Below are 23,324 nucleotides of genomic sequence, written 5' to 3'. Positions count from 1 at the left end.
GCCATTCCCGACAGCTACGACATCGCCGTGATCGGCGGTGGCAATGCCGCGCTTTGCGCCGCGATCACCGCCGCCGAAGCGGGCGCACGGGTTCTCATCCTGGAGACCGCGCCCAAGCCCTATCGCGGCGGCAATTCGCGCCACACCCGCAATTTTCGCTGCATGCACAGCGGCCCCCTGGGCCCGCTGGTCGAGAGCTATTCCGAAGAGGAATATTTTTCCGATCTGATGAAGGTGACCGGCGGCAAGACCGACGAACACCTGGCGCGCCTCGCCATCCGCACCTCCGAGGACTGCCTGCCCTGGATGGAAGCACATGGCGTGCGGTTTCAACCCTCGCTGTCGGGCACACTGTCACTGGCGCGGACGAATGCCTTTTTCCTCGGCGGCGGCAAGGGCCTGGTGAACGCCTATTACCGCACCGCCGAGGCGCTGGGGGTCGAGGTGCTCTACGAGGCGGCGGTGACACATCTGGACCTCGCGGATGACCGGATCGCCCAGGTGACCTTTACCCACGCCGGCGAAGAGAAGACCGTGACACCCAAATCTGTCGTCGTCGCCTCGGGCGGGTTTCAGGCCGATACCGATTGGCTCGCCCGCGCCTGGGGACCGGCGGCCCGGAATTTCCTGATCCGCGGCACCCCCTACAATCGTGGCGTCGTGCTGTCCGACCTGCTGGACCAGGGCGTCGAACAGGTGGGCGACCCGACGCAGTGCCACGCCGTCGCCATCGACGGCCGTGCGCCGAAATTCGATGGCGGCATCGTCACCCGGCTGGATTGCGTGCCGTTTTCCATCGTGGTCAACAAGGAGGCGCAGCGCTTTTACGACGAGGGCGAGGATGTCTGGCCCAAGCGCTATGCCATCTGGGGCCGGCTGGTGGCGGCGCAGCCCGATCAGGTGGGCTATGTCATCATCGACGCGAAATCGCTCAAGCTCTTCATGCCCTCGGTGTTTCCACCGATCGAGGCCGCGACGCTCCCGGAGCTGGCGGAAAAGATGGGCCTGCCGCCAGACAAGCTCTGCGCCACGGTCGACGAGTTCAACGCCGCCTGCGGCGATCTTTCGGGATTTCACCCGACCGAGCTTGACGGCGTCTCCACCAACGGCCTCACCCCGCCCAAGACCAACTGGGCCCGCCCGATCACCGAGCCACCGTTTTACGGCTATTCGCTGAGAACCGGTGTCACCTTCACCTATCTGGGGCTCAAAGTGGACGAAAACGCGCAATGCCGCATCGGCGACCGCCCCGTCACCAATCTCTGGGCCGCAGGCGAGACGATGGCCGGGTCGATCCTCGGCCAAGGTTATCTCGCCGGGTTCGGCATGACCATCGGCACCGTCTTTGGACGTATCGCAGGCAAGGAGGCCGCAGCCCATGCAAACTGACCTGATCCAGGAAGCCCGCCGCCAGGCCGAGATCTGCAACGCCTGCCGCTATTGCGAAGGCTATTGCTCGGTTTTCCCTGCCCTGCACCGCGAACGTGCTTTCAGCGACGGCGACATCACCCAGCTCGCCAATCTCTGCCACAACTGCCGCGGCTGCTACTACGCCTGCCAATACACCGCACCGCACGAGTTCGACCTCAACCTGCCCCGGGCGCTGGCCGAGGTGCGGCAGGCAAGCTGGAAGGATCACGCCTGGCCGCGCGGCTTTGCGCATCTGTTCGACCGGTCGGGCGTGCTGATGGCCGGCGGGCTGGTGCTGGGCTTTGCACTGATCTTCGCCCTGGCGCAGGCGCTGCGCCCCGACAGCGGCGCCGGTTTCTACGCCTATATGTCCCACGGGCTGATGGTGACGATCTTTACCCCGGCGTTCCTGCTGCCCCTGCTCGCCATCGCGGTGTCGCTGCGCGGCTATTGGCGCACCGTCGGCGGCGGCCCGGTCCGGCCCGGCGATATCTGGGGCGCGCTGCGTTCGGCCGGCCGGATGAAGAACCTCGACGGCGGCCATGGCGACGGCTGCAACTTCGAGGACGAGGACCGTTTCAGCCAGGCGCGGCGGCATTTTCATCAGGCTGTGCTTTACGGCTTCCTGCTGAGCTTTGCCTCGACCGCGAGCGGCACCGTGCTGCACTACGCCTTCGGACTAGAGGCGCCTTATGGATTCTTCAGCCTGCCCAAGCTGCTCGGGGTTCCCGGCGGCCTGCTGCTCAGCGTGGGGTGTGCCGGGCTCGCCTGGCTCAAGCTCAAGGCCGATCCCGAGCTGGGGGCCCCCGCCGCCTGGGGCGGCGAGATGGCCTTTGTCCTGCTGCTCTTTGCCGTCGCGGTCTCGGGCCTCGCGCTTTACGCCGCGACCGGCACCTCCGCCGTGGCCTGGCTGCTGCCGTTGCATCTCGGCGCGGTGCTGACCTTCTTTCTGCTTACGCCCTATTCCAAGATGGCGCATGGCTTCTATCGCATGGCCGCGCTGACCCGCGACGCGGCGCAGAACAGGGCCGCCTGAGCCGCCGCGTCGCGGCTCATTTCAGGCCATGGAAGTTCCGGAAATATTCGATGGCCCGGGGCGCCGCAAAGGCCGTGTCATGTCCGTTCTGGCCGGGATCGGCAAAATCGCTCAGGTCGATCACGGTCACCGGCAGCCCGCCCAGCTCGTCCGCCGTCGTGATCTCGCCCAGCCGCCGCGGTCGGCCGGCGATCCAGGCCGCCAGATCGAGGATCGAATCGCGGGTCGATGTCATCAGGATGAAGGGCTGCGGAAACGGCGTGATCCGGCCCGCCTGCACGACAAAGACTTCCGGGTCGATATCGGGCGAGATCAGCGTCACGCCGCTGATCTTGTGCAGAACGGCGGTGTTCCGGGCGATCGAGATCTGCCGCAGCGTCTCCATCACCAGTTGCGACCCCATGGAATGCGCCACCAGATAGACCTTGCGGTGCCGCGTCAGCGCCACGAGCAGCTCTTCCAGCGCGTCGCGGGAGTGGATCACGCTGTCACGGTCATAGACATAGCCGCGCGGATCGCCGCCGGACGGCCAGGAAAACGACACGACCGGAACCTCGGCATCGAAGTCATGCGCCATTTGGGCCAGCCGATAGGTCGCCTCGGCATTGTTGGTGTTGTAGCCGTGCACATAGACAAAGACCTCCTCCGCCCCGCCCGGCGCCTTGGCCACCCCGGCCAGGAAATCCGCCAACGTGGGAAAAGCATAGGCCCCCGAGAGCACGAAATGCCGGGCCGGATCGGGTGCGGCCTCCGGCGCCGGGCGCTCGATCCGACCATCGCGATGCACCGGCGGCACCGACACGTCGAGCCGCGAGAAATACAGCCGCGTGCCACGCCGCCCGGAAAACTGCACCCCGTTGTCATGTTTCAGCACCCGGTTCGAGGCGACGAAAATCTGCCGCACATCGCCTTCGTCGGCGCCCCGAACCAGATGCAGCACGCCGCGCGGCGCACAGGCGGCAAGCGCAAGCATCGCCACGAAAAGAAGCACCAGAACCCTCATGCCCAAGTGATACCCCGATGCCGGCGGCTGGCCAAGATTTCTGACGGCAACGGGCGAGAATCGCACATAATTCACGCAAGGATTCGCAATAGGGATTCACATGGCGAATCACCTGTGTCATAGTGGCCGTACAGCATCCGTCAGAGGTGCATTGAGGCAGACCATGAGCACACATCCGACCCGCCGGAACATCGTCCCGTTAAGCGTGTTCGCCATCGCGTTCACTCTGGGGGCCTATTTCACCTTTGCCGCCGTGCAGGGGGATTACGGCTTGTTCCGGCGGGCGGAAATCCTCGACAATGCCGCCCGCCTCGAGGCCGAGCGCGACGTGCTGCGCGCCGAACTGGCGGAAATGGAAAATCTCACCCGACGTCTGTCCGACGAATATCTCGATCTCGACCTGCTCGACCAGCAGGCGCGCGAGGTGCTGGGCCTGATCCGCAGCGACGAGATCGTCATTCGCTGACCCGCCCTTCGCAGGTGCAGCGGGAAAGCCCCCTTTCCACCCGGGGGCCGCTTGGGCTAGGCTATAGTTTAACACTAAACAATTCGCCTCCGGGAGGGCGCCGCAATGGCCGCGCGCAGAGCGACGAAAAAACCCAACATTTCCAAGGACGAGCTGACGCAATATTACCGCGACATGCTGTTGATCCGGCGGTTCGAGGAAAAGGCCGGCCAGCTTTACGGCATGGGGCTGATCGGCGGCTTCTGCCACCTCTACATCGGTCAGGAGGCGGTTGTCGTCGGCCTCGAGGCCGCCGCCGAAGAGGGCGACAAGCGCGTCACCTCGTATCGCGACCATGGCCATATGCTGGCCTGCGGCATGGACCCGGGCGGCGTGATGGCCGAGCTGACCGGCCGCGAGGGCGGCTATTCCAAGGGCAAGGGCGGCTCGATGCACATGTTCTCGAAAGAGAAGCATTTCTACGGCGGCCATGGCATCGTCGGCGCCCAGGTTCCGATTGGCGCAGGCCTGGCCTTTGCCGACCGCTACAAGGAAAACGGCCGCGTCACCTTCACCTATTTCGGCGATGGCGCCGCCAACCAGGGCCAGGTCTACGAGACATTCAACATGGCCGCGCTCTGGGCCCTGCCGGTGGTTTTTGTCATTGAAAATAACCAATACGCCATGGGCACCGCCCAACAGCGCTCGACCTCGACCCCCGATCTGCACACCCGCGGCGAGGCCTTCGGCATCCCCGGCGAGGTGGTCGACGGCATGGATGTGCTGGCGGTCAAGACGGCGGGCGAAAAGGCGGTGGGCCACTGCCGTGCCGGCAAGGGCCCCTATATCCTCGAGGTGAAAACCTACCGCTACCGCGGCCATTCGATGTCGGACCCGGCGAAATACCGCACCCGCGAAGAGGTGCAGAAAATGCGCGAGGAACGCGACCCGATCGAACATGTCCGCGCCATGTTGCTCGAGGGCAAACATGCCAGCGAAGAGGATCTTAAGGCGATCGACAAGGAGATCAAGAAGGTGGTCAACGACTCCGCCGAATTTGCCCGCGAGAGTCCGGAACCGGTGCTCGACGAACTCTGGACAGACATCTACGCGGAGGCCCGCTGATGCCCGCACATTTCGAAATTCACGTTGCCGATCCGGTGCGCGCCCGGACCTTCTACAGCGGCCTCTTCGGCTGGTCCTTCGAGCCGATGCCCGGCGGTGAAGAGGTGGCCTATCACCTGATTTCCGGCCCCGGGCTCGACGCCGGCCTCACCGGCGGCATGATGCAGCGCATGGGCGAGGCCCCGGCCTCCGGCACCCCGGTGCGCGGCTGCACGCTGACCTTCGAGGTTGCCGATTGCGACGACCGCTATTCATGGGCGCTGGCCAATGGCGGCGCCGAGGCGCTGCCGCCCACCGATTACCCCGGCATCGGCCGTGCCGCCTATGTCGAGGACGGCGAAGGCAACATCGTGGGCTTCCTCGCGCCCGAAAAAGGAGAGCCGTGAGCCATGGCCACCGAAATTCTCATGCCCGCCCTCTCGCCGACGATGGAAGAAGGCACGCTGGCCAAATGGCTGGTCAAGGAAGGCGACAGCGTCAGCTCGGGCGACATCATCGCCGAGATCGAGACCGACAAGGCGACGATGGAGTTCGAAGCGGTGGACGAAGGCACGCTGGGCCGGATCCTGATCTCCGAAGGCACCCAGGGCGTCAAGGTCAACACCCCCATCGCCGTGCTGGTGGAAGAGGGCGAAAGCGCCGAGGATATCAAGACCGAGGCCGCAACGACCACCGCCCCGGCCCCCGAGCCGGGGCCTCCGGCCCAGCCGCGCGACGCAGACGCAGACCAGGAAGCCGCCCCCCCCGGATCAGGTCCGGGGCAGGCAGGATCAGGTTCGGGACCATCCCAGGCCGAACCCGACTGGCCCGAAGGCACCGAAATGCGGCAGCAGACCGTGCGCGACGCGCTGCGCGACGCCATGGCCGAGGAAATGCGCGGTGACGACGACGTCTTTCTGATGGGCGAGGAGGTCGGCGAATACCAGGGCGCCTACAAGATCTCCCAGGGCCTGCTCGACGAGTTCGGCCCCAAGCGTGTCATCGACACCCCGATCACCGAACACGGCTTTACCGGTCTCGCCGTCGGCGCGGCCTTTGGCGGGCTGAAACCTATCGTCGAATTCATGACCTTCAACTTCGCCATGCAGGCGATGGACCAGATCGTCAATTCCGCCGCCAAGACGCTTTACATGTCCGGCGGCCAGATGGGCGCGCCCATGGTGTTTCGCGGTCCCAATGGCGCCGCCGCCCGGGTCGCCGCGCAGCACAGCCAGGATTTTGCCGCCTGGTTCAGCCATATCCCGGGGCTCAAGGTGGCGATGCCCTATTCCGCCTCGGACGCCAAGGGGCTGCTGAAGACCGCGATCCGCGATCCCAACCCGGTGATCTTCCTCGAAAACGAGATCCTCTACGGCAAGAGCTTCGACGTGCCGGTGCTCGAGGATTTCACCCTGCCCTTCGGCAAGGCCCGGATCTGGCGGACCGGCGCCGACGTCACCCTCGTCAGCTTCGGCATCGGCATGACCTATGCCCTCGAAGCGGCCGAGAAGCTGGCAGAGGACGGCATCGACGCCGAAGTGATCGACCTGCGCACCCTGCGGCCGATGGACAGCGCGGCGATCCTCGAAAGCGTGAAAAAGACCAACCGCTGCGTCACGGTCGAAGAGGGTTTCCCGCGCGGCTCGATCGGCAATCAGATCACCGCCCTCCTGATGGAACAGGCTTTCGACTGGCTCGACGCTCCGGTGATCAACTGCACCGGCAAGGACGTGCCCATGCCCTATGCTGCCAATCTGGAAAAACATGCGCTGACCTCGACCGCCGAGGTGATCGAGGCGGTGAGAAAGGTCACCTATCGCTGATGGAGGTGCACGGCCGCGATATCGAGACCGAATGTTACCGTGTCACCCATGAGGTGGACGGGCAGAAGGTCATGGCCCTGGTGCCCGAGCGGCTCGCCGCCGATCTGCGGCTGGCCGGGCGGCCCTCGCATCAGGACGCCTATGTCTGGATGGCCGGCCACAAACAAGAGATCGAGACCGCCATCACCAGGCTCGCCCGCGGCCAACGACCGAAACCGCCCTTTGACACCATCACCCTGATCCCTTCTTCTGTTTGAAAATACCGTGGGGAGCGTGAGGGGGCTGGCCCCTCGCTCCGCCCCTGGCCCCCAGCGCCCCCAGTGCCATGTCCGGAGACGACACCATGCCCACCGAAATCCTGATGCCCGCCCTCAGCCCGACGATGGAAGAAGGCACGCTGGCGAAATGGCTGGTCAAGGAAGGCGACAGCGTGGCCTCCGGCGACCTGCTGGCCGAGATCGAGACCGACAAGGCGACGATGGAATTCGAAGCGGTCGACGAGGGCGTGATCGGCAAGCTGCTGGTCGCCGAGGGCAGCGCCGGGGTCAAGGTCAACACCCCGATCGCGGTGCTTTTGGGTGAGGACGAAAGCGAAGACGACATTGCCGAGCCCGCCGCGCGCCCCGCGCCGGAGGCGGCCCGGCCGTCCGACGCGGATGCCGAGGCGGCGCCCGCAGGGCGCTCCGAGACAGCCGCCCCCCCGGCCGGAGAGCGCGGCGACGGCGCCCGCATCTTCGCCTCGCCGCTGGCCCGGCGCATCGCCGCCGACAGGGGCATCGATCTTGCGCAGATCACCGGCTCGGGCCCGCGCTGCCGCATCGTCAAGGCCGATGTCGAAGCCGCCGGCGCCCCGAAACCCGCCGCAGCCGAAGCCCCGGCGCAGGCCGCGCGCCCCGCGCCGGCCCCGGGCCCCGACGCAGGCCAGATCGCCGCGCTCTATGCCGACCGCGACCATCAGGAGATCACCCTCGACGGCATGCGCAAGACCATCGCCGCCCGGCTCACCGAGGCCAAGCAGCAGATCCCGCATTTCTACCTGCGCCGCGACATCCACCTTGATGCGCTGCTGTCGCTGCGCGCCGAGATCAACCGCCAGCTCGCCCCGCGCGAGATCAAGCTCTCGGTCAATGATTTCGTCATCAAGGCCTGCGCGGCCGCGCTGCAACGGGTGCCCGAGGCCAATGCGGTCTGGGCCGGCGACCGCATCCTCAGGCTCACGCCCTCTGACGTGGCGGTCGCGGTGGCGATCGAGGGCGGGCTGTTCACTCCGGTGCTACGCGACGCGCATCAGAAATCGCTTTCGGCGCTCTCCACCGAAATGAAGGATCTCGCCGCCCGCGCCCGCGACCGCAAGCTCAGCCCGCAGGAATATCAGGGCGGCAGTTTCGCGATTTCCAATCTCGGCATGTTCGGCATCGAGAACTTCGACGCCGTCATCAACCCGCCGCATGGCGCCATTCTCGCGGTTGGCGCCGGGGTGCAGAAACCGGTGGTTCAGGCGGATGGCACGCTGGGCGTGGCCACCGTCATGTCGGTCACCCTCTCGGTCGATCACCGGGTGATCGACGGCGCCCTCGGGGCGCAGCTGCTGGCGGCGATCAAGGACGGGCTGGAAAGCCCGCTGGCGCTGCTGGCCTGAGCCGACGTCGCAGCGGTCAGCTGGCCACGTCGATGGTGGCGCTGACCGCCTTGCGCCAGCCCGCATACCGTTTGTCGCGGATGTCTTCGGCCATCGCCGGGTCGAACCGCGCCTCGCATTCCCAGCTCGCGGCAAATTCCGCCATGTCCGGCAGGAGGCCCGCCCTGTGCCCGGCCAGCCAGGCCGCACCCATGGCGGTGGTTTCCAGCACCCGGGGCCGTTCCACCGGCGCGCCGATGATGTCGGCAAGGAACTGCATCGCAAACCCCGAGGCGCTCATCCCGCCATCGACGCGCAGCGCGGTGTCGCCGGCGCCGTCCCAGTCGGCGCACATCGCCTCGAGCAGGTCGCGGGTCTGAAAGCCCACGCTTTCAAGCGCCGCCCGGGCAAATTCCGCCGGGCCCGACCCGCGCGTCAGACCAAAGATCGCGCCCCGGCACTCCGGTTTCCAGTAAGGTGCGCCCAGCCCGGTGAAGGCCGGCACCAGGATCAGTTCCTGGCCGGCATCGGCGGCCTCGGCCAGCGTTTGCGTCTCGCCGGCGCTCTCGATCACCTTCAGCCCGTCGCGCAGCCATTGCACCACCGCGCCGGCAATAAAGATCGAGCCTTCGAGCGCATAGGTGGGCTTGCCGTCCAGCTGATAGGCAATGGTGGTCAGCAGACGGTTCTGCGAGGTCACCGGGGTGTCGCCGGTGTTCAACAGCGCAAAACAGCCGGTGCCATAGGTGGATTTCATCATGCCCGGCTGGAAACAGGCCTGCCCGACGGTGGCCGCCTGCTGGTCGCCGGCGATGCCGAGGATCGGGATCGTGCCGCCCAGAAGATCGGTTTCGCCGAAATCGGCGGCGCAATCCTTGACCTCGGGCAGCATCTCGCGCGGGATGCCCAGCTTGTCGCAGATGGTCTGCGACCAGCGGCCCTTGTGGATGTCATAAAGCATGGTGCGCGCCGCATTGGTGGCATCAGTCACATGCGCGCGCCCGCCGGTCAGGTTCCACACCAGCCAGCTGTCGACGGTGCCAAAGATCAGTTCGCCCGCCTCGGCCCGCGCCCGCGCGCCTTCGACATTGTCGAGAATCCAGGCCAGCTTGGTGCCGGAGAAATAGGGATCGAGCAACAGCCCGGTGCGCGCGGTCACCACCTCCTCGAAACCTTCCGCTCTGAGATCGGCACAGACTTCGGCGGTGCGCCGGTCCTGCCAGACGACGGCGTTATAGACCGGTTCGCCGGTCTCACGGTCCCAGACGACGGTGGTCTCGCGCTGGTTAGTGATGCCGATGGCGGCGATCTCGCCGGCGGTCTCGATCGCCTTGCGGCAGGTCGCCAGCGTGGTGTCCCAGAGGTCCTTCGGATCGTGTTCGACCCAGCCGCTCTGCGGAAAATGCTGGGTGAACTCCTCCTGCGCCGAGGCCACGAGCGCCAGGGCGTCATCAAACACCATGGCGCGGGTCGAGGTGGTGCCCTGATCGATGGCAAGGATATGGGTCATTCGGTGGCCTCCCTTTTCGGCGCGTTCCCGCGCGTCGTGCGTTCGTTTCCCTGGGTTCTTGCGCGCGGTTTCTTTCGTATTGCCGACATTCGGCCTTCGCTTTCGCCAGCCCCCGCTTTCGTTTCAGCACATTCCGGCGCGTCAGGCCAGCGCAATTCGGCGCGCCCCTCGCGGAGCGCGCCGTTTTTTTCAGCCCGGGCCCATGCTGTGATCAGCGCAGGCGCGCCTCGGTCTTGGCGTCAAAGAACATGGCGGTGGCCGGATCGAATTCGACCGCCACCCCGGTGCCTTCGGGAATCGCCTCGTCGCCGCGGGTCTCGACGATGATGCGCTCGCCATTGGCCGAGATCAGATAGTCATAGGCCACCCCGCCCAGCCGTTCGCGAATGTCGATGCGCACCGGGCTCTCGGCCTCGCGCACGGTGAGGTTCTGCGGCCGGATGCCGATGATCACCTCGCTGCCCTCGGCCGGCAGGGCGACATCGGTCGGCACCTGCATGTTGTCGAGCCCCGGCACGATCACGCCCTGCCCGTTCACCCGCGCCACGAGAAAGTTCATGCTGGGCGACCCGATGAAGCCCGCCACGAATTTGTTGTCGGGGTTCTGATACAGCTCCATCGGGCTGCCCACCTGCTCGATATGACCGGCGCGCAGCACCACGATCTTGTCGGCCAGGGTCATCGCCTCGACCTGATCGTGAGTGACATAGATCATCGTCGCGCCGATCTCTTTGTGCAGGCGCGCGATCTCGACCCGCATGTCGACACGCAGCTCGGCGTCGAGGTTCGACAGCGGTTCGTCAAACAGAAAGACCTCGGGGCCGCGCACGATGGCGCGGCCGATGGCCACGCGCTGGCGCTGGCCACCGGACAATGCCTTGGGCTTGCGGGCAAGGTAATCGTCGAGTTTCAGGATGCGGCTGGCCTCGGCGACCTTGGACTTGATCTCCTGTTTCGGATGGCCGTTCATCTTGAGCCCGAAGCCCATGTTTTCCTCGACCGTCATATGGGGATAGAGCGCATAGGTCTGAAACACCATCGCCACCCCGCGTTCGGCCGGATCGGCGCGGGTCACATCGCGACCGCCAATCGAGATATTGCCGTCCGAAGTCTCCTCCAGCCCGGCGATCATCCGCAGGAGCGTGGACTTGCCGCAGCCCGAGGGGCCGACAAAGACGCAGAACTCGCCGTCCTCGATCTGAAGATCCACTCCGTGGATGACCTGAACATCGCCATAACGTTTCACGGCACTGTTGAGTGCGACACCTGACATTCTCTTTCCTCTCCCTCGGGAATTAGGTGGTGATCATTGCGCGATCGGATACGGCCAGACGGCCGCCTCTCCCCCGATCTGCGCCGCCGTCCGCTGCAAGGCGGGCCGGAATTTCTCGATATCCTTGAGTGACATGCGAAAGGTCGACGTGACCACGGAGAGCGACCCAATCACCCGGTTCGATCCGCCGAGGATCGGGGCGGCAATCGAGATGATGCCCTCTTCGTGTTCTTCGCGGTCAAAGGCCACGCCCTCGGCCCGGATCTGCGCCAGTTCCGGCAGCAGCGTCTTCTCGCTCTTGTGGGTGTTGGGCGTGAAGGCCTCGTAGGTCTGGCATTCCAGCGCCGCGGCGCGGCGGGTGTCGTCCATGAAGGCCAGCATGACCTTGCCCACCCCGGTGCAATGCGCCGGCGAGCGGCGGCCGGGGGTGGCCATGGTCTTGAACCCCTCGTCGGGTGTGGTCTTTTCGACAAAGACCACCCGGCCATGTTCCATCTGCGCCAGATGCACCGTCTCTTTCACGTCGGCGGCCAGGGTCTGAAGGAACGGCAAGGCCAGCGGCCCCAGCGACGACTGGTTCCAGGCGTGTCGCGCGATCCGCACCAGACGCATGCCCGGCACATAGACATGCCGTTCGTCATCGAAAGCCAGCATGCCTTGATTCGTCAGGGTCTGTAACAGGCGATGGGTGGTCGCCTTGGGGTAAGGGCTGACCTCCAGCACCTCGGAAAACCGCACCGACCGGCCGAACGCCACAACCATATCCAGCAGTTCCAAGGCCTTGCCGACAGTTCCGTCCGATGTGACTTGCTTGTTCATCCCAATGCCTGCTCTCCTGAGCCCCGGAAGAGCCCGGGGAAGTAATTCTTGACTCTTCTAGCAGTATGGGACTAAAAGATCAACATGCAAAACATTTGTTCCACTATTCGGGACTTTGCAGCTGTGGAGGAGAAAGGGAGAGAGATGCTCTACACATCGTTGAAACTGACGGCGGCACTGGCCGCGTCCACGTTGATTTCTTCGGCGGCCTTGGCTGGCGAACTGGTGATCAACACAGATACGTCCGACCCGGCGCCGAAAGCCGCCTTCGAGGCGTTGATCAAAGGCTTCGAGGCGGAAAACCCCGATGTCACCGTCACCTGGAACCTGTTCGACCACGAAGGTTACAAGACCTCGATCCGCAACTTTCTGACCGCAGATTCGCCGGATCTGGCCAATTGGTACGCCGGCAACCGCATGCTGCCCTATGTCAACGCCGGGCTGTTCGAGCCGGTCGATGATGTCTGGGAAGAAAACGGCCTGAAGGACTCGCTCGCCTCCTCGGTCGGATCGATGACCATCGACGGCAAGATCTGGGGCGTGCCCTACACCTATTACCAATGGGGCGTGTACTACCGGAAAGACATCTTCGAAGAGCAGGGCATCGCCGTTCCCACCAACTGGGACGAGTTCAAGGCGGCCGGCGCCAAGCTGAGCGAAGCCGGCATCACCCCGATCACCATCGGCACCAAGTACCTCTGGACCGCCGGCGGGGTCTTTGACTACATCAACCTGCGCACCAACGGCTATGATTTCCACATGGCGCTGGGCAAGGGCGAGGTGTCCTGGACCGACGACCGGGTGAAAGCCACGATGAACAACTGGAAAGAGCTGATCGACGCCGGCTTCTTCCTGGAAAACCACGCCGCCTATTCCTGGCAGGAGGCGCTGGCGCCGATGGTCCAGGGCGATGCGGCAATGTATGTGATGGGCAACTTCGCGGTGGCGCCGCTGCGCGAGGCCGGCCTGTCGGACGATCAGCTGGGCTTTTTCCAGTTCCCGGTGATCAACCCCGATGTGCCGCTGGCCGAAGAGGCGCCGACCGACACGATCCACATCCCGGCCAATGCCAAGAACAAGGAAGACGCCAAGAAATTCCTGGCCTACCTGGCCCGGCCCGAGGTGCAGACCGAGATCAACAAGACGCTCGGACAGCTTCCGATCAACAAGAACTCGGAAGTGGGCGAGGACAAGTTCCTGCAAGCCGGCTACGAGATGCTCTCGACCACCGACGGCGGCATCGCGCAGTTCTTTGACCGCGACTACCCGGCCGAGATGGCCAAGGCGGGCATGGAAGGCTTCCAGGAGTTCATGGTCAAGCCCGAGCGCATGGACGCGATCCTCGAGCGGCTCGAAAAGGTCCGCGCCCGGGTCTACAAGTAACACCCCCGCCGGGTGACACCGCGGCGCCCCGGGCCTGCCCCGGGGCCTCGCCCTTCATCCACCCCCAAATCCGACCATGAGGTCCCGGGCCAGGCCCGGGACAGGCTTCCTGTTGTCCGGAGGTATTGCCATGACCGCCCCCGCCCTTCCCGATACCCACCCGCCCGCACAAAAGACGTGGTGGCAGCAGAACCAGCAGCGGCTTGCGCCATGGCTGTTCCTGGCACCGGGGATTTTCATGTTCATGATGTACGTGATCATCCCGATTTTCCAATCGGTGAACATTTCCTTCTACGAATGGGATGGTCTGGGCGAGGCCACCTGGGTCGGGGCCGACAACTACATCGAACTGATGGACGACGAGGCCTTCTATACCTCGCTCAAGAACAACGTGATCTGGCTGGTGCTCTACATGCTGGCCATTCCCGGCGGGCTGCTGGTGGCGCTGTTCCTCAACCAGACGGTGCGCGGCATCCGCATCTACAAATCGCTGTTCTTCTTCCCCTTCGTGATCTCGCAGGTCGTGGTCGGCCTGGTCTTTGCCTGGTTCTACGATCCCAACTTCGGGTTGATGAACATCGCCCTGGGCTGGTTCGGGATCGAGCCCATCGCGGTGCTGGCCAACGAGGATTACGTCACCTACGGCATCATCGCCGCCGGCCTCTGGCCACAGACCGCCTATTGCATGATCCTCTATCTCACCGGGTTGAACGCCGTCGACCCCGAGCAGATCGAGGCCGCACGGCTGGACAATGCCAAGGGCGTCAAGATGCTCTGGTACGTGATCCTGCCGCAGCTGCGCCCGGCCACCTTCATCGCCGTGGTGGTCACCGTGATCGGCGCGCTGCGCTCCTTCGACCTGATCTCGATCATGACCGATGGCGGGCCCTGGGGCAGCTCGCGGGTGCTGGCCTTCTACATGTATGAACAGGCGTTCAGCGAATACGGCTTCCGCATGGGCTACGGCGCGGCCATCGCCGTCGTGCTCTTTCTGATCATGATGATCTATATCACCGGCTTCCTTTACAAAATGTACCGCGACGAGAGAGGGCGCTAAGATGTTTCCGACCCCTATCGAAAAGACCTCATCCGGCGCGCAGATCGCCTACAAGATCGCCCTGCCCGTCGCGCTCATCGTCTGGCTGCTGCCGCTGATCGCCGTGGCGCTGACCTCGGTGCGCTCGGCCGGTGACATAACCGCCGGCAACTACTGGGGCTGGCCCACCAGCTTCAACCTGATCGAGAACTACACCGCGATCTTCGAGCAGACGCCGATCGGCAAATACATCCTGAACTCGTTCAAGGTGACGATCCCGACGGTGATCGGCGCGGTGGCGATCTCCTGCATGACCGGCTTTGCGCTGGCGGTCTACAAATTCAAGGGCAACCTGCTGTTGTTCTTCATGTTCGTCGCCGGCAACTTCGTGCCGTTCCAGATCCTGATGGTGCCGGTGCGCGATCTGACGCTCGATCTCGGAATGTACAACACCTGGTATGGCCTTGCGCTTTTCCACATCGCCTTTCAGGCCGGGTTCTGCACGCTTTTCATGCGCAACTTCATCAAGGCCCTGCCCTACGAGCTGATCGAGGCCGCGCGCGTCGAGGGCATCAGCGAAATCCGCATCTTCTGGTATGTGGTCATGCCGCTGATGAAACCGGCGCTGGCGGCGCTCTCGGTGCTGATCTTCACCTTCATCTGGAACGACTATTTCTGGGCCACCGTGCTGACCCAGGGCGCCGATCAACAACCGATCACCGCCGGGCTCTATTCGCTCAACGGCCAATGGGTCGCCGCCTGGCACCTGGTCTCGGCCGGGTCGATCGTGGCCGCCCTGCCGCCGGTGCTGATGTTCTTCCTGATGCAGCGCCACTTCATTGCTGGTCTCACCCTCGGAGCCGTAAAATGATCCAAAGCTGGCGTTTGGATGACTCCCGTCAAACGCTGGTGCTGGCCTCCCGGAAAGACCACCTCGCCGAGGTGGTCTACTGGGGGCCGCGCCTGCCCGACGACGAAGACCTGGAGACCCTGGCCCGGGCCCATGCCATCGACGTGACCGGCGGCATGCTCGATGCCAACCCGGAGCTGTCGCTCTGCCCCGAGGCGACGCGCAGCTTTCCCGGCCAACCCGGGCTGGTGATCCGCGATGCCTCCGGCCAGCCCTTCCTGCCCAAGTTCTGTTTCGACAGCGCCGAGGAAGACGATACGCGGCTGACCCTGAGCTTTCGCGATCAATCCGGTGTGCTGCGCTATCGCGCGCTGTTCTCGATCGATCCGCAGACCCATGTGATCGAGGCAAGGGCCGAGATCGAGGCGACCGCGCCGATGCACCTGCACTGGCTCTCGGCCCCGGTCTTTCCGGCGCCCCAGGCCAGCGACGAGATGATCGATTTCGCCGGCCGCTGGTGCGGCGAGTTCCAGATGAACCGCACCGCCTGGTCTGCCGGCATCCGCTACCGCGAGAACCGCACCGGCCGCACTGGCCACGAACATTTCCCCGGGCTGATCGTGCCCTGCCGGGGCGCCACCAATGCCACCGGCCATGCCTACGGGTTTCACTACGGCTGGTCCGGCGGCCACCGGATGATTGCCGAAGAGCTGCCCGACGGCCGCCGTCAGGTGCAGTTCGGCCACGCCTCCCGGATCGAGACCGAGGCGGCCACCCGCTTTGCCACCGCGCCGCTTTACGCGATGTTCTCCGATGATGGCCTGAACGGCTGCGCAGTGGCCTTTCAGCGGCATCTGCGCGACCGGATCGTCACCTTCCCCGATCCCGCCCGCGCCCGTCCGGTGCATTACAATTGCTGGGAAGCAGTCTATTTCGATCACAACCTGCCCGAGCTGAAAGAGATCGCCGACCGCGCCGCAGACCTCGGCGCCGAGCGCTTCGTGCTGGATGACGGCTGGTTCGGCGACCGCGACGACGACACCACCTCGCTCTCGGACTGGGAGGTCGATCCGCGCAAGTACCCCGAGGGGCTGACGCCGCTGATCGACCATGTGCACGGGCTGGGCATGTCCTTCGGTATCTGGTTCGAGCCCGAGATGATCAACGAGGATTCCAACGTCTTCCGCGCCCACCCGGACTGGGCGCTTGGCGGCGAAGACCAGATCCTCGGCCGCCAGCAGATGGCGCTGAACATGGCGCTGCCCGAGGTGCGCGATTTTCTGTTCGACCGCATCGGCAAGGTGCTGGGCGACAATGACATCGACTACATCAAGTGGGATCACAACCGCGTCCTGCCGATGCCCGATGCGGCCCAGACCCGCGGATCCTATGCGCTGATCGACCGGCTGCGCGCGGCCTTTCCCAAGGTCGAGATCGAGAGCTGCGCCTCTGGCGGCGGGCGGATCGATTTCGGCATCCTCAAGCGCACCCACCGGGTCTGGCTGTCCGACAGCAACGACGCCATCGAGCGGCTGAGGATGCAGCACAACGCCGCGCTTTTCCTGCCGATGGTGGTGACCGGCAGCCATGTCGGGCCGCGCACCTGCCACACCTCGGGGCGCACCATCGACATCCGGATGCGGGCCTGGGTCGCGGCACAGCGGCACATGGGCTTCGAGATGGACCCTCGCGAGCTGACCGAGGACGAGGTGAAGGTGCTGACCGAGGTCACCGCCTGGTGGAAGGACAACCGCCACTGGATGGCCGGCGCCGATATCCTGCGGCTCGACAGCTCCGACCCGGCGGTGATCGCCGAGCAGCAGCTGGAACAGGGCGGCAGGCAATTCGTGGTCTTTGCCGGCAAGGCCGAGACCTCGGCGCAGATCGCCCCCCGGCCGCTGCGCCTGACCCGGCTGTCGCCCGACCGGTATTACCGAATCGAGCTGCTCAACCGGGGTGATGCGCCCGCCCTGTCGCGCGGCGATCAGGCGATCAAGTCCGAGCCGCTCACCCTGAGCGGCGCCTATCTGATGAGCCACGGGCTGACCCTGCCCTGGAGCTTTCCCGAAACCATGTGGGTCGTGAAAGGAACGCTGGTATGAGCGACGAACGCCGCAACCGCGCCTGGTATGGCAAATTGGACAAGGACGGGTTCATTCACCGCTCCTGGATGAAGAACCAGGGGTTCCCGGATCACGCCTTCGACGGCCGGCCGGTGATCGGCATCTGCAACACCTGGTCGGAACTCACGCCCTGCAACTCGGGCCTGCGCGAGCTGGCCGAAGGGGTCAAGCGCGGTGTCTGGGAGGCCGGCGGCTTTCCGGTGGAATTCCCGGTGATGTCGCTGGGCGAGACCCAGATGAAACCCACCGCCATGCTGTTTCGCAACCTGCTGGCGATGGATGTCGAGGAATCGATCCGCGCCTATGGCATCGATGGTGTCGTGCTCTTGGGCGGCTGCGACAAGACCACTCCGGGCCAGCTGATGGGCGCGGCCTCGGTCGATCTGCCGACCATCGTGGTCAGCTCGGGGCCGATGCTGAACGGCAAGTGGCAGGGCAAGGACATCGGCTCCGGCACCGACGTCTGGAAGTTCTCCGAGGCGGTGCGCGCCGGCGACATGACGCTGGCCGATTTCATGGCCGCCGAGTCGGGCATGAGCCGGTCGAAAGGCGTCTGCATGACCATGGGCACCGCGTCGACCATGGCCAGCGTGGTCGAGGCGATGGGCATGAGCCTGCCCACCAACGCCGCCCTGCCCGCCGTCGACGCCCGCCGCATGGCGCTGGCGCATATGACCGGCAAACGCATTGTCGGCATGGTGGAAGAAGGCTTGAAGCTGTCTGACATCATGACCCGCGAGGCCTTTGAAAACGCGATCCTCGCCAATGCTGCTGTCGGCGGCTCGACCAATGCGGTGGTGCATCTGCTGGCCATGGCCGGCCGTGTCGGCGTCGACCTGACGCTGGACGATTTCGAGATCGGCAGCGAAATCCCCCTGCTCGTCAATTGCATGCCCTCGGGCAAGTACCTGATGGAGGATTTCTGTTACGCCGGCGGCATGCCGGTGATCCTGAAGGAATTGCAGCACCTGCTGCGGCCCGCCAAGACCGTGCTCGACTGCGATATCAGCACCTATGCCGAAGGCGCCGAATGCTGGAACCGCGACGTGATCCGCAGCTTCGACGAGCCGCTGAAACCCGCCGCCGGCCTGCGGGTGCTCAAGGGCAACCTTGCGCCGCGCGGCGCCATCGTGAAGCCCTCGGCCGCGACCGATGCGCTGCTGGAACACGAGGGCGAGGCCTATGTCTTCGAGAACATCGAAGAGCTGAAGGCCACGATCAACTCCGACGACCTGCCGGTGACCAAGGACAGCATTCTGGTACTCAAGGGCTGCGGCCCCAAGGGCTATCCGGGCATGGCCGAGGTCGGCAACATGCCGATCCCGTCCAAGCTGGTGAAACAGGGGGTGCGCGACATGGTGCGGATCTCGGATGCGCGGATGTCGGGCACCGCCTTTGGCACCGTCATCCTGCATGTCTCGCCCGAGGCCAACGAGGGCGGCACCCTGGCCCTGGTGAAAACCGGCGACCGCATCCGCGTCTCGGCCAGCTCCGGCGCGCTCGAGTTGCTGGTCTCTGACGCCGAGCTGGCCGAGCGCCGCGCCACCTGGCAGCCCGACGCGCCGCGCTACACCCGCGGCTATGCCAAGATGTACGTCGACCATGTACTTCAGGCCGATCAGGGCGCCGATCTGGATTTTCTGGTGGGCAAGGACACCCGCCCCGTGACACGAGAGAGCCATTGAATGACCAAGACTGCAACATTTCACGACCTTGAGGGCAAAAGCGTTTTCATCACCGGCGGCGGCGCCGGCATCGGTGCCTCGATCACCGATGGCTTCATGACGCAGGGCGCACAGGTGGCCTTTGTCCAGCGCTCCGACGCCAGCGGCTTTTGCGACGAGATGGAGGCCAAGCACGGCCGCCGGCCGCTGTTCCTGCAATGCGACATCACCGACATCGACCGGCTGAAATCCTGTATCGCCGAGGCGGCCGAGGCACATGGCCCGATCACCGCGCTGATCAACAATGCCGCCAATGACAAGCGCCACAGCGCGGAAGAGGTGGACGAGGAATTCTGGGACTGGTCGCAGGCGGTCAACCTCAAGGCCTATTTCTTTGCCTGTCAGGCAGTGATGGCGGGAATGCGCGCGGCTGGCGGCGGCTCGATCATCAATTTCACCTCGATCAGCTACATGATGGGCAATGCCGGTTACGTCAGCTACACCACCGCCAATTCCGGCATCAATGGCATGACCCGGTCGCTCGCGCGCGAGTTCGGGCCAGATAAAATTCGGGTAAACGCCCTTGCCCCCGGCTGGGTTCTGACCGAAAAACAGCTCGACATGTGGGCCACGCCGGAGGCGCTGGCCGAACATCTCTCGCGGCAGTGCCTCAAGGATCATCTGGCGCCCCAGGACATCGTCGATGCGGTGCTTTTCCTGGCGTCGGAGACCAGCCGGATGATGACCGGCCAGGCCATGGTCGTGGATGGCGGAGTTGTTGTAACAGGCTGATATTATGAATGAAATTGCGGATTGGATCGCGGTCGACTGGGGCACGTCGAACCTGAGGGCTTGGCTGATGGGCAAGGACGGGGTGATCGGCATGGTCACCTCTGACAAGGGCATGGGCGCTCTGGAACGGGACGGCTTCGAGCCGGAACTGCTGCGGCTGGTGGGCGATTACCTGCCCGAGAGCGGCACGGTGCAGGTGATCGCCTGCGGCATGGTGGGCGCGCGTCAGGGCTGGCACGAGGCGCCTTATGTCACCACCCCCTGCGCCGCGCCCGGCGTGGGTCAGGCCGTGACGCCGGAGGTCCGCGACCCGCGGCTCAAGGTCCGTATCCTGCCCGGCGTGTCGCAGGCCAGCCCGGCGGACGTGATGCGCGGCGAGGAAACCCAGATCGCCGGCTTTCTGGCCGCGCACCCGGAGTTCGACGGCGTGCTCTGCCTGCCCGGCACCCATACCAAATGGGTGCATATCAGCGCGCGCGAGATCGTCAGCTTCCGCACTTTCATGACCGGCGAGATTTTCGCCCTGCTTTCGGGCCAATCGGTGCTGCGCCATTCCGTAGCAGGCGACGGCTGGGATCAGGCGGCTTTCGACGAAGCGGTCACCGACGCCATGAGCGCGCCACAGAAATTCACCGCGCGGCTGTTTTCGCTGCGCGCCGGATCGCTGCTTGACGGCACCGAGGCTGCAACCTCGCGGGCGCGGCTCTCGGGGTTGTTGATGGGGCTCGAGATCGCCGGGGCCAAGGAATACTGGCTCGGCCGCGAGATCGTGCTGATCGGCGCGCCGAAACTCAACGCATTGTACAAGGCGGCGCTGGCGCCGCAGGGGGCCTCCGTCAGTGAAACAGACGGGGCCGAAATCGTATTGGCGGGCCTCAGGGCTGCCCATGAGGAGAGCATGACATGAGCCGCGAAATCATTGCCATTCTGCGAGGCGTGACGCCCGATGAAGTTCTAGAGATCGGCGAGACACTGGTTGCCGCCGGTATCGACCGGATCGAGGTGCCGCTGAATTCGCCCGAGCCGTTCAAGTCGATCGGCATCCTCGCCGAGGGGTTGAAAGGCCGCGCCACCATCGGCGCCGGCACCGTGCTGACCCCCGAGCAGGTGGACGAGCTCAAATCCGTCGGCGGCACGCTGGTGGTCTCGCCCGACTGCAACCCGGCCGTCATCGACCGCTCGAAGGAGCTGGGCATGCTGTCCTTTCCCGGCGTGGCCAGCCCGACCGAATGTTTCACCGCCCTGCGCCACGGCGCCGACGGGCTGAAGTTCTTCCCTGGCTTCCTGGTGGGCGCCAAGGGCCTCGCCGCGATCTCGGCAGTGCTGCCGAAAGGCACCAAGACATATGCGGTCGGCGGCGCCGGGCCCGAGAATTTCACCGAATGGTTCGACGCCGGGGTGACCGGTTTCGGCATCGGCTCGGCGCTTTACAAGCCCGGCATGACGGCGGGTGAGGTCGGTGAAAAGGCGCGGGCCATCGTCGCCGCTTATGACGCCGGCCAACCGGCATGAAACGCACCCTCGGCACCTGCTATTACCCCGAACACTGGCCGCGCGCGATCTGGGAAGAGGACGCGCGGCGCATGGCCGAGGCCGGGCTGACCTGGGTTCGGATCGGCGAATTTGCCTGGTCGCGGCTCGAGCCGCAGCCGGGGCAGTATGACTTTGACTGGCTCGATGACGCCATCGACGTGCTGGGAACCGCCGGGCTGAAGGTCGTGCTGGGCACCCCCACCGCCACCCCGCCGCGCTGGATGGTCGACCGTCACCCCGACATGCTGGCCGTGGATGCCGAGGGCCGGCCCCGCAAGTTCGGCTCGCGGCGGCATTATTGCTTTTCCCACCGGGGTTACCGCGAGGAATGCGCGGTGATCACCGGCAAGCTGGCCGAACGTTATGGCCGCAATCCCCATGTCGCCGCCTGGCAGACCGACAACGAATACGCCTGCCACGATACCGTGCTCTCCTATTCCGAAGCCGCGCGGCAGGGCTTTCGCGGCTGGCTCCGGGCGCAATATCCCGGAAAGGGCAACGACGGCGATATCGACGCGCTGAACCGGGCCTGGGGCAATGTCTTCTGGTCGATGGAATATGACAGCTTCGATCAGATCGACCTGCCCAACCTCACGGTGACCGAGCCGAACCCGAGCCATGTGCTCGATTTCCGCCGCTTCGCCTCGGATGAGGTGGTCAGCTTCAACCGCCTCCAGGTCGAAATCATCCGCCGCCATTCCGACGCGCCGATTTCCCATAACTACATGGGAAAGATTACGGATTTCGATCACTACAAGGTCGGCGACGATCTCGATATCGCTGCCTGGGACAGCTATCCTCTGGGCTTTCTCGAAGATCGGCTGACCGCCACCGAGGCCCACCGCCGGACATATGCGCGCCAGGGCGACCCGGATTTCCAGGCCTTTCACCACGATCTCTACCGCGCCGTGGGACGTGGCCGGATGTGGGTGATGGAGCAACAGCCCGGCCCGGTGAACTGGGCGCCCTACAACCCCGCCCCCCTGCCCGGCATGGTCCGGCTCTGGACCTGGGAGGCCTTTGCCCATGGCGCCGAGGCGGTCTGTTATTTCCGCTGGCGGCAGGCGCCTATGGCGCAGGAACTGATGCACGCCGGCATGTTGCGGCCCGACAGCGCCGACGCTCCGGCGATCGTCGAGGCGCGCGAAGTGGCGGCAGAGCTGGCCGATGCGCCCGATGTTGCCAGGGCGCAGGCGCCCGTGGCGCTGCTGTTTGACTACGAGGCCGATTGGGCCTGGCAGATCCAGCCGCATGGCCGGGGGCTGAGCTATTTCGATCTGGTGTTCGAGACCTATCGCGGGCTGCGCAAGCTCGGCCTGTCGGTCGACATCCTGCGACCCGGTGGCGATCTCTCGGGCTATCGCCTGATCGTGGCGCCGGGGGCAATGTACCTGCCCGAGACGGTGAAGACCGCCCTGGCCGAGAGCGGCGCCGTGGTGCTGCTCGGCCCGCGCAGCGGCGCCCGCACCGAGAACATGGCCATCCCGGTGCCGCTGCCGCCGGCGATGCCGGGGCTCGATGCGCTGGTGTCACGGGTCGAAAGCCTGCGGCCCGACATGCCGGTGGCGCTGAAGACCGCCGGCGCGGTGACACTGTATCGCGAATTTGTCGAAGGCTCGGCCGAGGTCATCGAGGAAAGCGTCGATGGCGCGCCGGTGCTGATCGCCCAGGGCCCGCTGGCCTATGTCAGCGGCTGGCTGGATGCGGCGGCGCTGGCCCGGGTGCTGAACTGGGCCTGCGACAAAGCCGGGCTGGAGACCTGCGAGATGCCCGAAGGCGTGCGCCGGCGCGAGACCGGAGCGGAATGCTTCTGGTTCAACTACAGCGAAAGCGCCGCAGAAGTGGCCGGGCAGACTCTGCCGCCGATCTCGGTAACACGTGTGTAATCAAGAGTTTCCGGGG

General features: G+C 65.2%; 21 protein-coding genes. 17 read left to right on the top strand and 4 right to left on the bottom strand.

Annotation, left to right across the window (positions count from 1 at the left end; genetic code table 11):
* Positions 1 to 3 precede the first annotated feature (3 nt).
* Both tcuA and tcuB read left to right on the top strand, forming a co-directional pair.
* Positions 4 to 1,389 (top strand): FAD-dependent tricarballylate dehydrogenase TcuA, encoded by a 1,386-nt coding sequence (gene tcuA, locus PVW49_RS00295; RefSeq protein WP_274589720.1) that lies wholly within the window; start codon positions 4 to 6, stop codon positions 1,387 to 1,389.
* On the top strand, positions 1,379 to 2,446 hold the full coding sequence (gene tcuB, locus PVW49_RS00290) for a tricarballylate utilization 4Fe-4S protein TcuB (protein ID WP_274589624.1): 1,068 nt from the start codon (positions 1,379 to 1,381) through the stop codon (positions 2,444 to 2,446). Before tcuA ends, tcuB begins: the two co-directional genes overlap by 11 nt.
* A 16-nt stretch (positions 2,447 to 2,462) precedes the next feature.
* Here tcuB and PVW49_RS00285 read toward each other — a convergent pair whose 3' ends face one another.
* Complete coding sequence (locus tag PVW49_RS00285) at positions 2,463 to 3,437, bottom strand: alpha/beta hydrolase (protein WP_274565064.1); 975 nt, start codon at positions 3,435 to 3,437, stop codon at positions 2,463 to 2,465.
* A 175-nt stretch (positions 3,438 to 3,612) separates the two neighbouring features.
* On the opposite strand from PVW49_RS00285, the gene PVW49_RS00280 reads away from it, so the two are divergent.
* The 6 genes from PVW49_RS00280 (at position 3,613) to PVW49_RS00255 (ending at position 8,460) form a co-directional block, all read left to right on the top strand.
* The gene (locus PVW49_RS00280; protein ID WP_048532073.1) at positions 3,613 to 3,915 is read left to right on the top strand and encodes an FtsB family cell division protein; all 303 of its coding nucleotides are present in this window, start codon (positions 3,613 to 3,615) and stop codon (positions 3,913 to 3,915) included.
* Positions 3,916 to 4,020: 105 nt separating this feature from the next.
* Positions 4,021 to 5,019 carry a pyruvate dehydrogenase (acetyl-transferring) E1 component subunit alpha gene (gene pdhA / locus PVW49_RS00275; protein WP_274589623.1) on the top strand — a complete coding sequence of 333 codons (999 nt, stop codon included), beginning with the start codon at positions 4,021 to 4,023 and terminating at the stop codon, positions 5,017 to 5,019.
* The gene (locus PVW49_RS00270; RefSeq protein WP_274589622.1) at positions 5,019 to 5,405 is read left to right on the top strand and encodes a VOC family protein; all 387 of its coding nucleotides are present in this window, start codon (positions 5,019 to 5,021) and stop codon (positions 5,403 to 5,405) included. Before pdhA ends, PVW49_RS00270 begins: the two co-directional genes overlap by 1 nt.
* 3 nt (positions 5,406 to 5,408) lie before the next feature.
* Positions 5,409 to 6,821 carry a pyruvate dehydrogenase complex E1 component subunit beta gene (locus PVW49_RS00265; protein WP_274589621.1) on the top strand — a complete coding sequence of 471 codons (1,413 nt, stop codon included), beginning with the start codon at positions 5,409 to 5,411 and terminating at the stop codon, positions 6,819 to 6,821.
* Positions 6,821 to 7,078, top strand: a complete 258-nt coding sequence (locus PVW49_RS00260; RefSeq protein ID WP_074836658.1) for a hypothetical protein — start codon at positions 6,821 to 6,823, stop codon at positions 7,076 to 7,078. The genes PVW49_RS00265 and PVW49_RS00260 overlap by 1 nt, the downstream gene beginning before the upstream one ends.
* Before the next feature lie 86 nt (positions 7,079 to 7,164).
* Positions 7,165 to 8,460 (top strand): pyruvate dehydrogenase complex dihydrolipoamide acetyltransferase, encoded by a 1,296-nt coding sequence (locus tag PVW49_RS00255; protein ID WP_074836657.1) that lies wholly within the window; start codon positions 7,165 to 7,167, stop codon positions 8,458 to 8,460.
* A gap of 16 nt (positions 8,461 to 8,476) precedes the next feature.
* Here the strand turns inward: PVW49_RS00255 and glpK are convergent, their stop codons facing one another.
* From glpK to PVW49_RS00240, 3 genes are all read right to left on the bottom strand, one after another.
* Positions 8,477 to 9,949 carry a glycerol kinase GlpK gene (gene glpK, locus PVW49_RS00250; protein WP_074836656.1) on the bottom strand — a complete coding sequence of 491 codons (1,473 nt, stop codon included), beginning with the start codon at positions 9,947 to 9,949 and terminating at the stop codon, positions 8,477 to 8,479.
* Positions 9,950 to 10,160: 211 nt separating this feature from the next.
* Positions 10,161 to 11,222 carry an ABC transporter ATP-binding protein gene (locus tag PVW49_RS00245; RefSeq protein WP_274589620.1) on the bottom strand — a complete coding sequence of 354 codons (1,062 nt, stop codon included), beginning with the start codon at positions 11,220 to 11,222 and terminating at the stop codon, positions 10,161 to 10,163.
* A gap of 33 nt (positions 11,223 to 11,255) precedes the next feature.
* Complete coding sequence (locus PVW49_RS00240) at positions 11,256 to 12,041, bottom strand: IclR family transcriptional regulator (RefSeq protein WP_074836654.1); 786 nt, start codon at positions 12,039 to 12,041, stop codon at positions 11,256 to 11,258.
* A gap of 144 nt (positions 12,042 to 12,185) precedes the next feature.
* Here PVW49_RS00240 and PVW49_RS00235 point away from each other — a divergent pair, with 144 nt between their 5' ends.
* The 9 genes from PVW49_RS00235 to PVW49_RS00195 all read left to right on the top strand — a co-directional run bounded on the left by PVW49_RS00235 (position 12,186) and on the right by PVW49_RS00195 (position 23,308).
* A complete protein-coding gene (locus tag PVW49_RS00235) occupies positions 12,186 to 13,424 on the top strand; it encodes an ABC transporter substrate-binding protein (protein WP_048532082.1) in 1,239 nt (412 codons plus the stop codon).
* Between the two features lie 130 nt (positions 13,425 to 13,554).
* A complete protein-coding gene (locus tag PVW49_RS00230) occupies positions 13,555 to 14,481 on the top strand; it encodes a carbohydrate ABC transporter permease (RefSeq protein ID WP_048532083.1) in 927 nt (308 codons plus the stop codon).
* Position 14,482: 1 nt separating this feature from the next.
* Complete coding sequence (locus tag PVW49_RS00225; protein WP_048532084.1) at positions 14,483 to 15,331, top strand: carbohydrate ABC transporter permease; 849 nt, start codon at positions 14,483 to 14,485, stop codon at positions 15,329 to 15,331.
* Positions 15,328 to 17,412, top strand: coding sequence for an alpha-galactosidase (locus tag PVW49_RS00220; protein WP_274589619.1), 2,085 nt, complete (start codon positions 15,328 to 15,330; stop codon positions 17,410 to 17,412). Before PVW49_RS00225 ends, PVW49_RS00220 begins: the two co-directional genes overlap by 4 nt.
* The gene (locus tag PVW49_RS00215) at positions 17,409 to 19,118 is read left to right on the top strand and encodes an IlvD/Edd family dehydratase (protein ID WP_074836652.1); all 1,710 of its coding nucleotides are present in this window, start codon (positions 17,409 to 17,411) and stop codon (positions 19,116 to 19,118) included. The genes PVW49_RS00220 and PVW49_RS00215 overlap by 4 nt, the downstream gene beginning before the upstream one ends.
* A complete protein-coding gene (locus PVW49_RS00210; protein ID WP_274565085.1) occupies positions 19,119 to 19,889 on the top strand; it encodes an SDR family NAD(P)-dependent oxidoreductase in 771 nt (256 codons plus the stop codon).
* Between the two features lie 4 nt (positions 19,890 to 19,893).
* Positions 19,894 to 20,796, top strand: a complete 903-nt coding sequence (locus tag PVW49_RS00205) for a 2-dehydro-3-deoxygalactonokinase (protein ID WP_274589618.1) — start codon at positions 19,894 to 19,896, stop codon at positions 20,794 to 20,796.
* Positions 20,793 to 21,401 carry a 2-dehydro-3-deoxy-6-phosphogalactonate aldolase gene (locus PVW49_RS00200; protein ID WP_274589617.1) on the top strand — a complete coding sequence of 203 codons (609 nt, stop codon included), beginning with the start codon at positions 20,793 to 20,795 and terminating at the stop codon, positions 21,399 to 21,401. The genes PVW49_RS00205 and PVW49_RS00200 overlap by 4 nt, the downstream gene beginning before the upstream one ends.
* Positions 21,398 to 23,308, top strand: coding sequence for a beta-galactosidase (locus PVW49_RS00195; protein ID WP_274589616.1), 1,911 nt, complete (start codon positions 21,398 to 21,400; stop codon positions 23,306 to 23,308). Before PVW49_RS00200 ends, PVW49_RS00195 begins: the two co-directional genes overlap by 4 nt.
* The last annotated feature ends 16 nt before the right edge of the window (positions 23,309 to 23,324 follow it).

It is taken from the genome of Marinovum sp. PR37, from assembly GCF_028807375.1.
Classification (GTDB): Bacteria; Pseudomonadota; Alphaproteobacteria; order Rhodobacterales; family Rhodobacteraceae; genus Marinovum; species Marinovum algicola.
The sequence above is the reverse complement of the archived record's forward strand: the minus strand, read 5'-3'. Positions and strand labels throughout refer to the sequence as shown.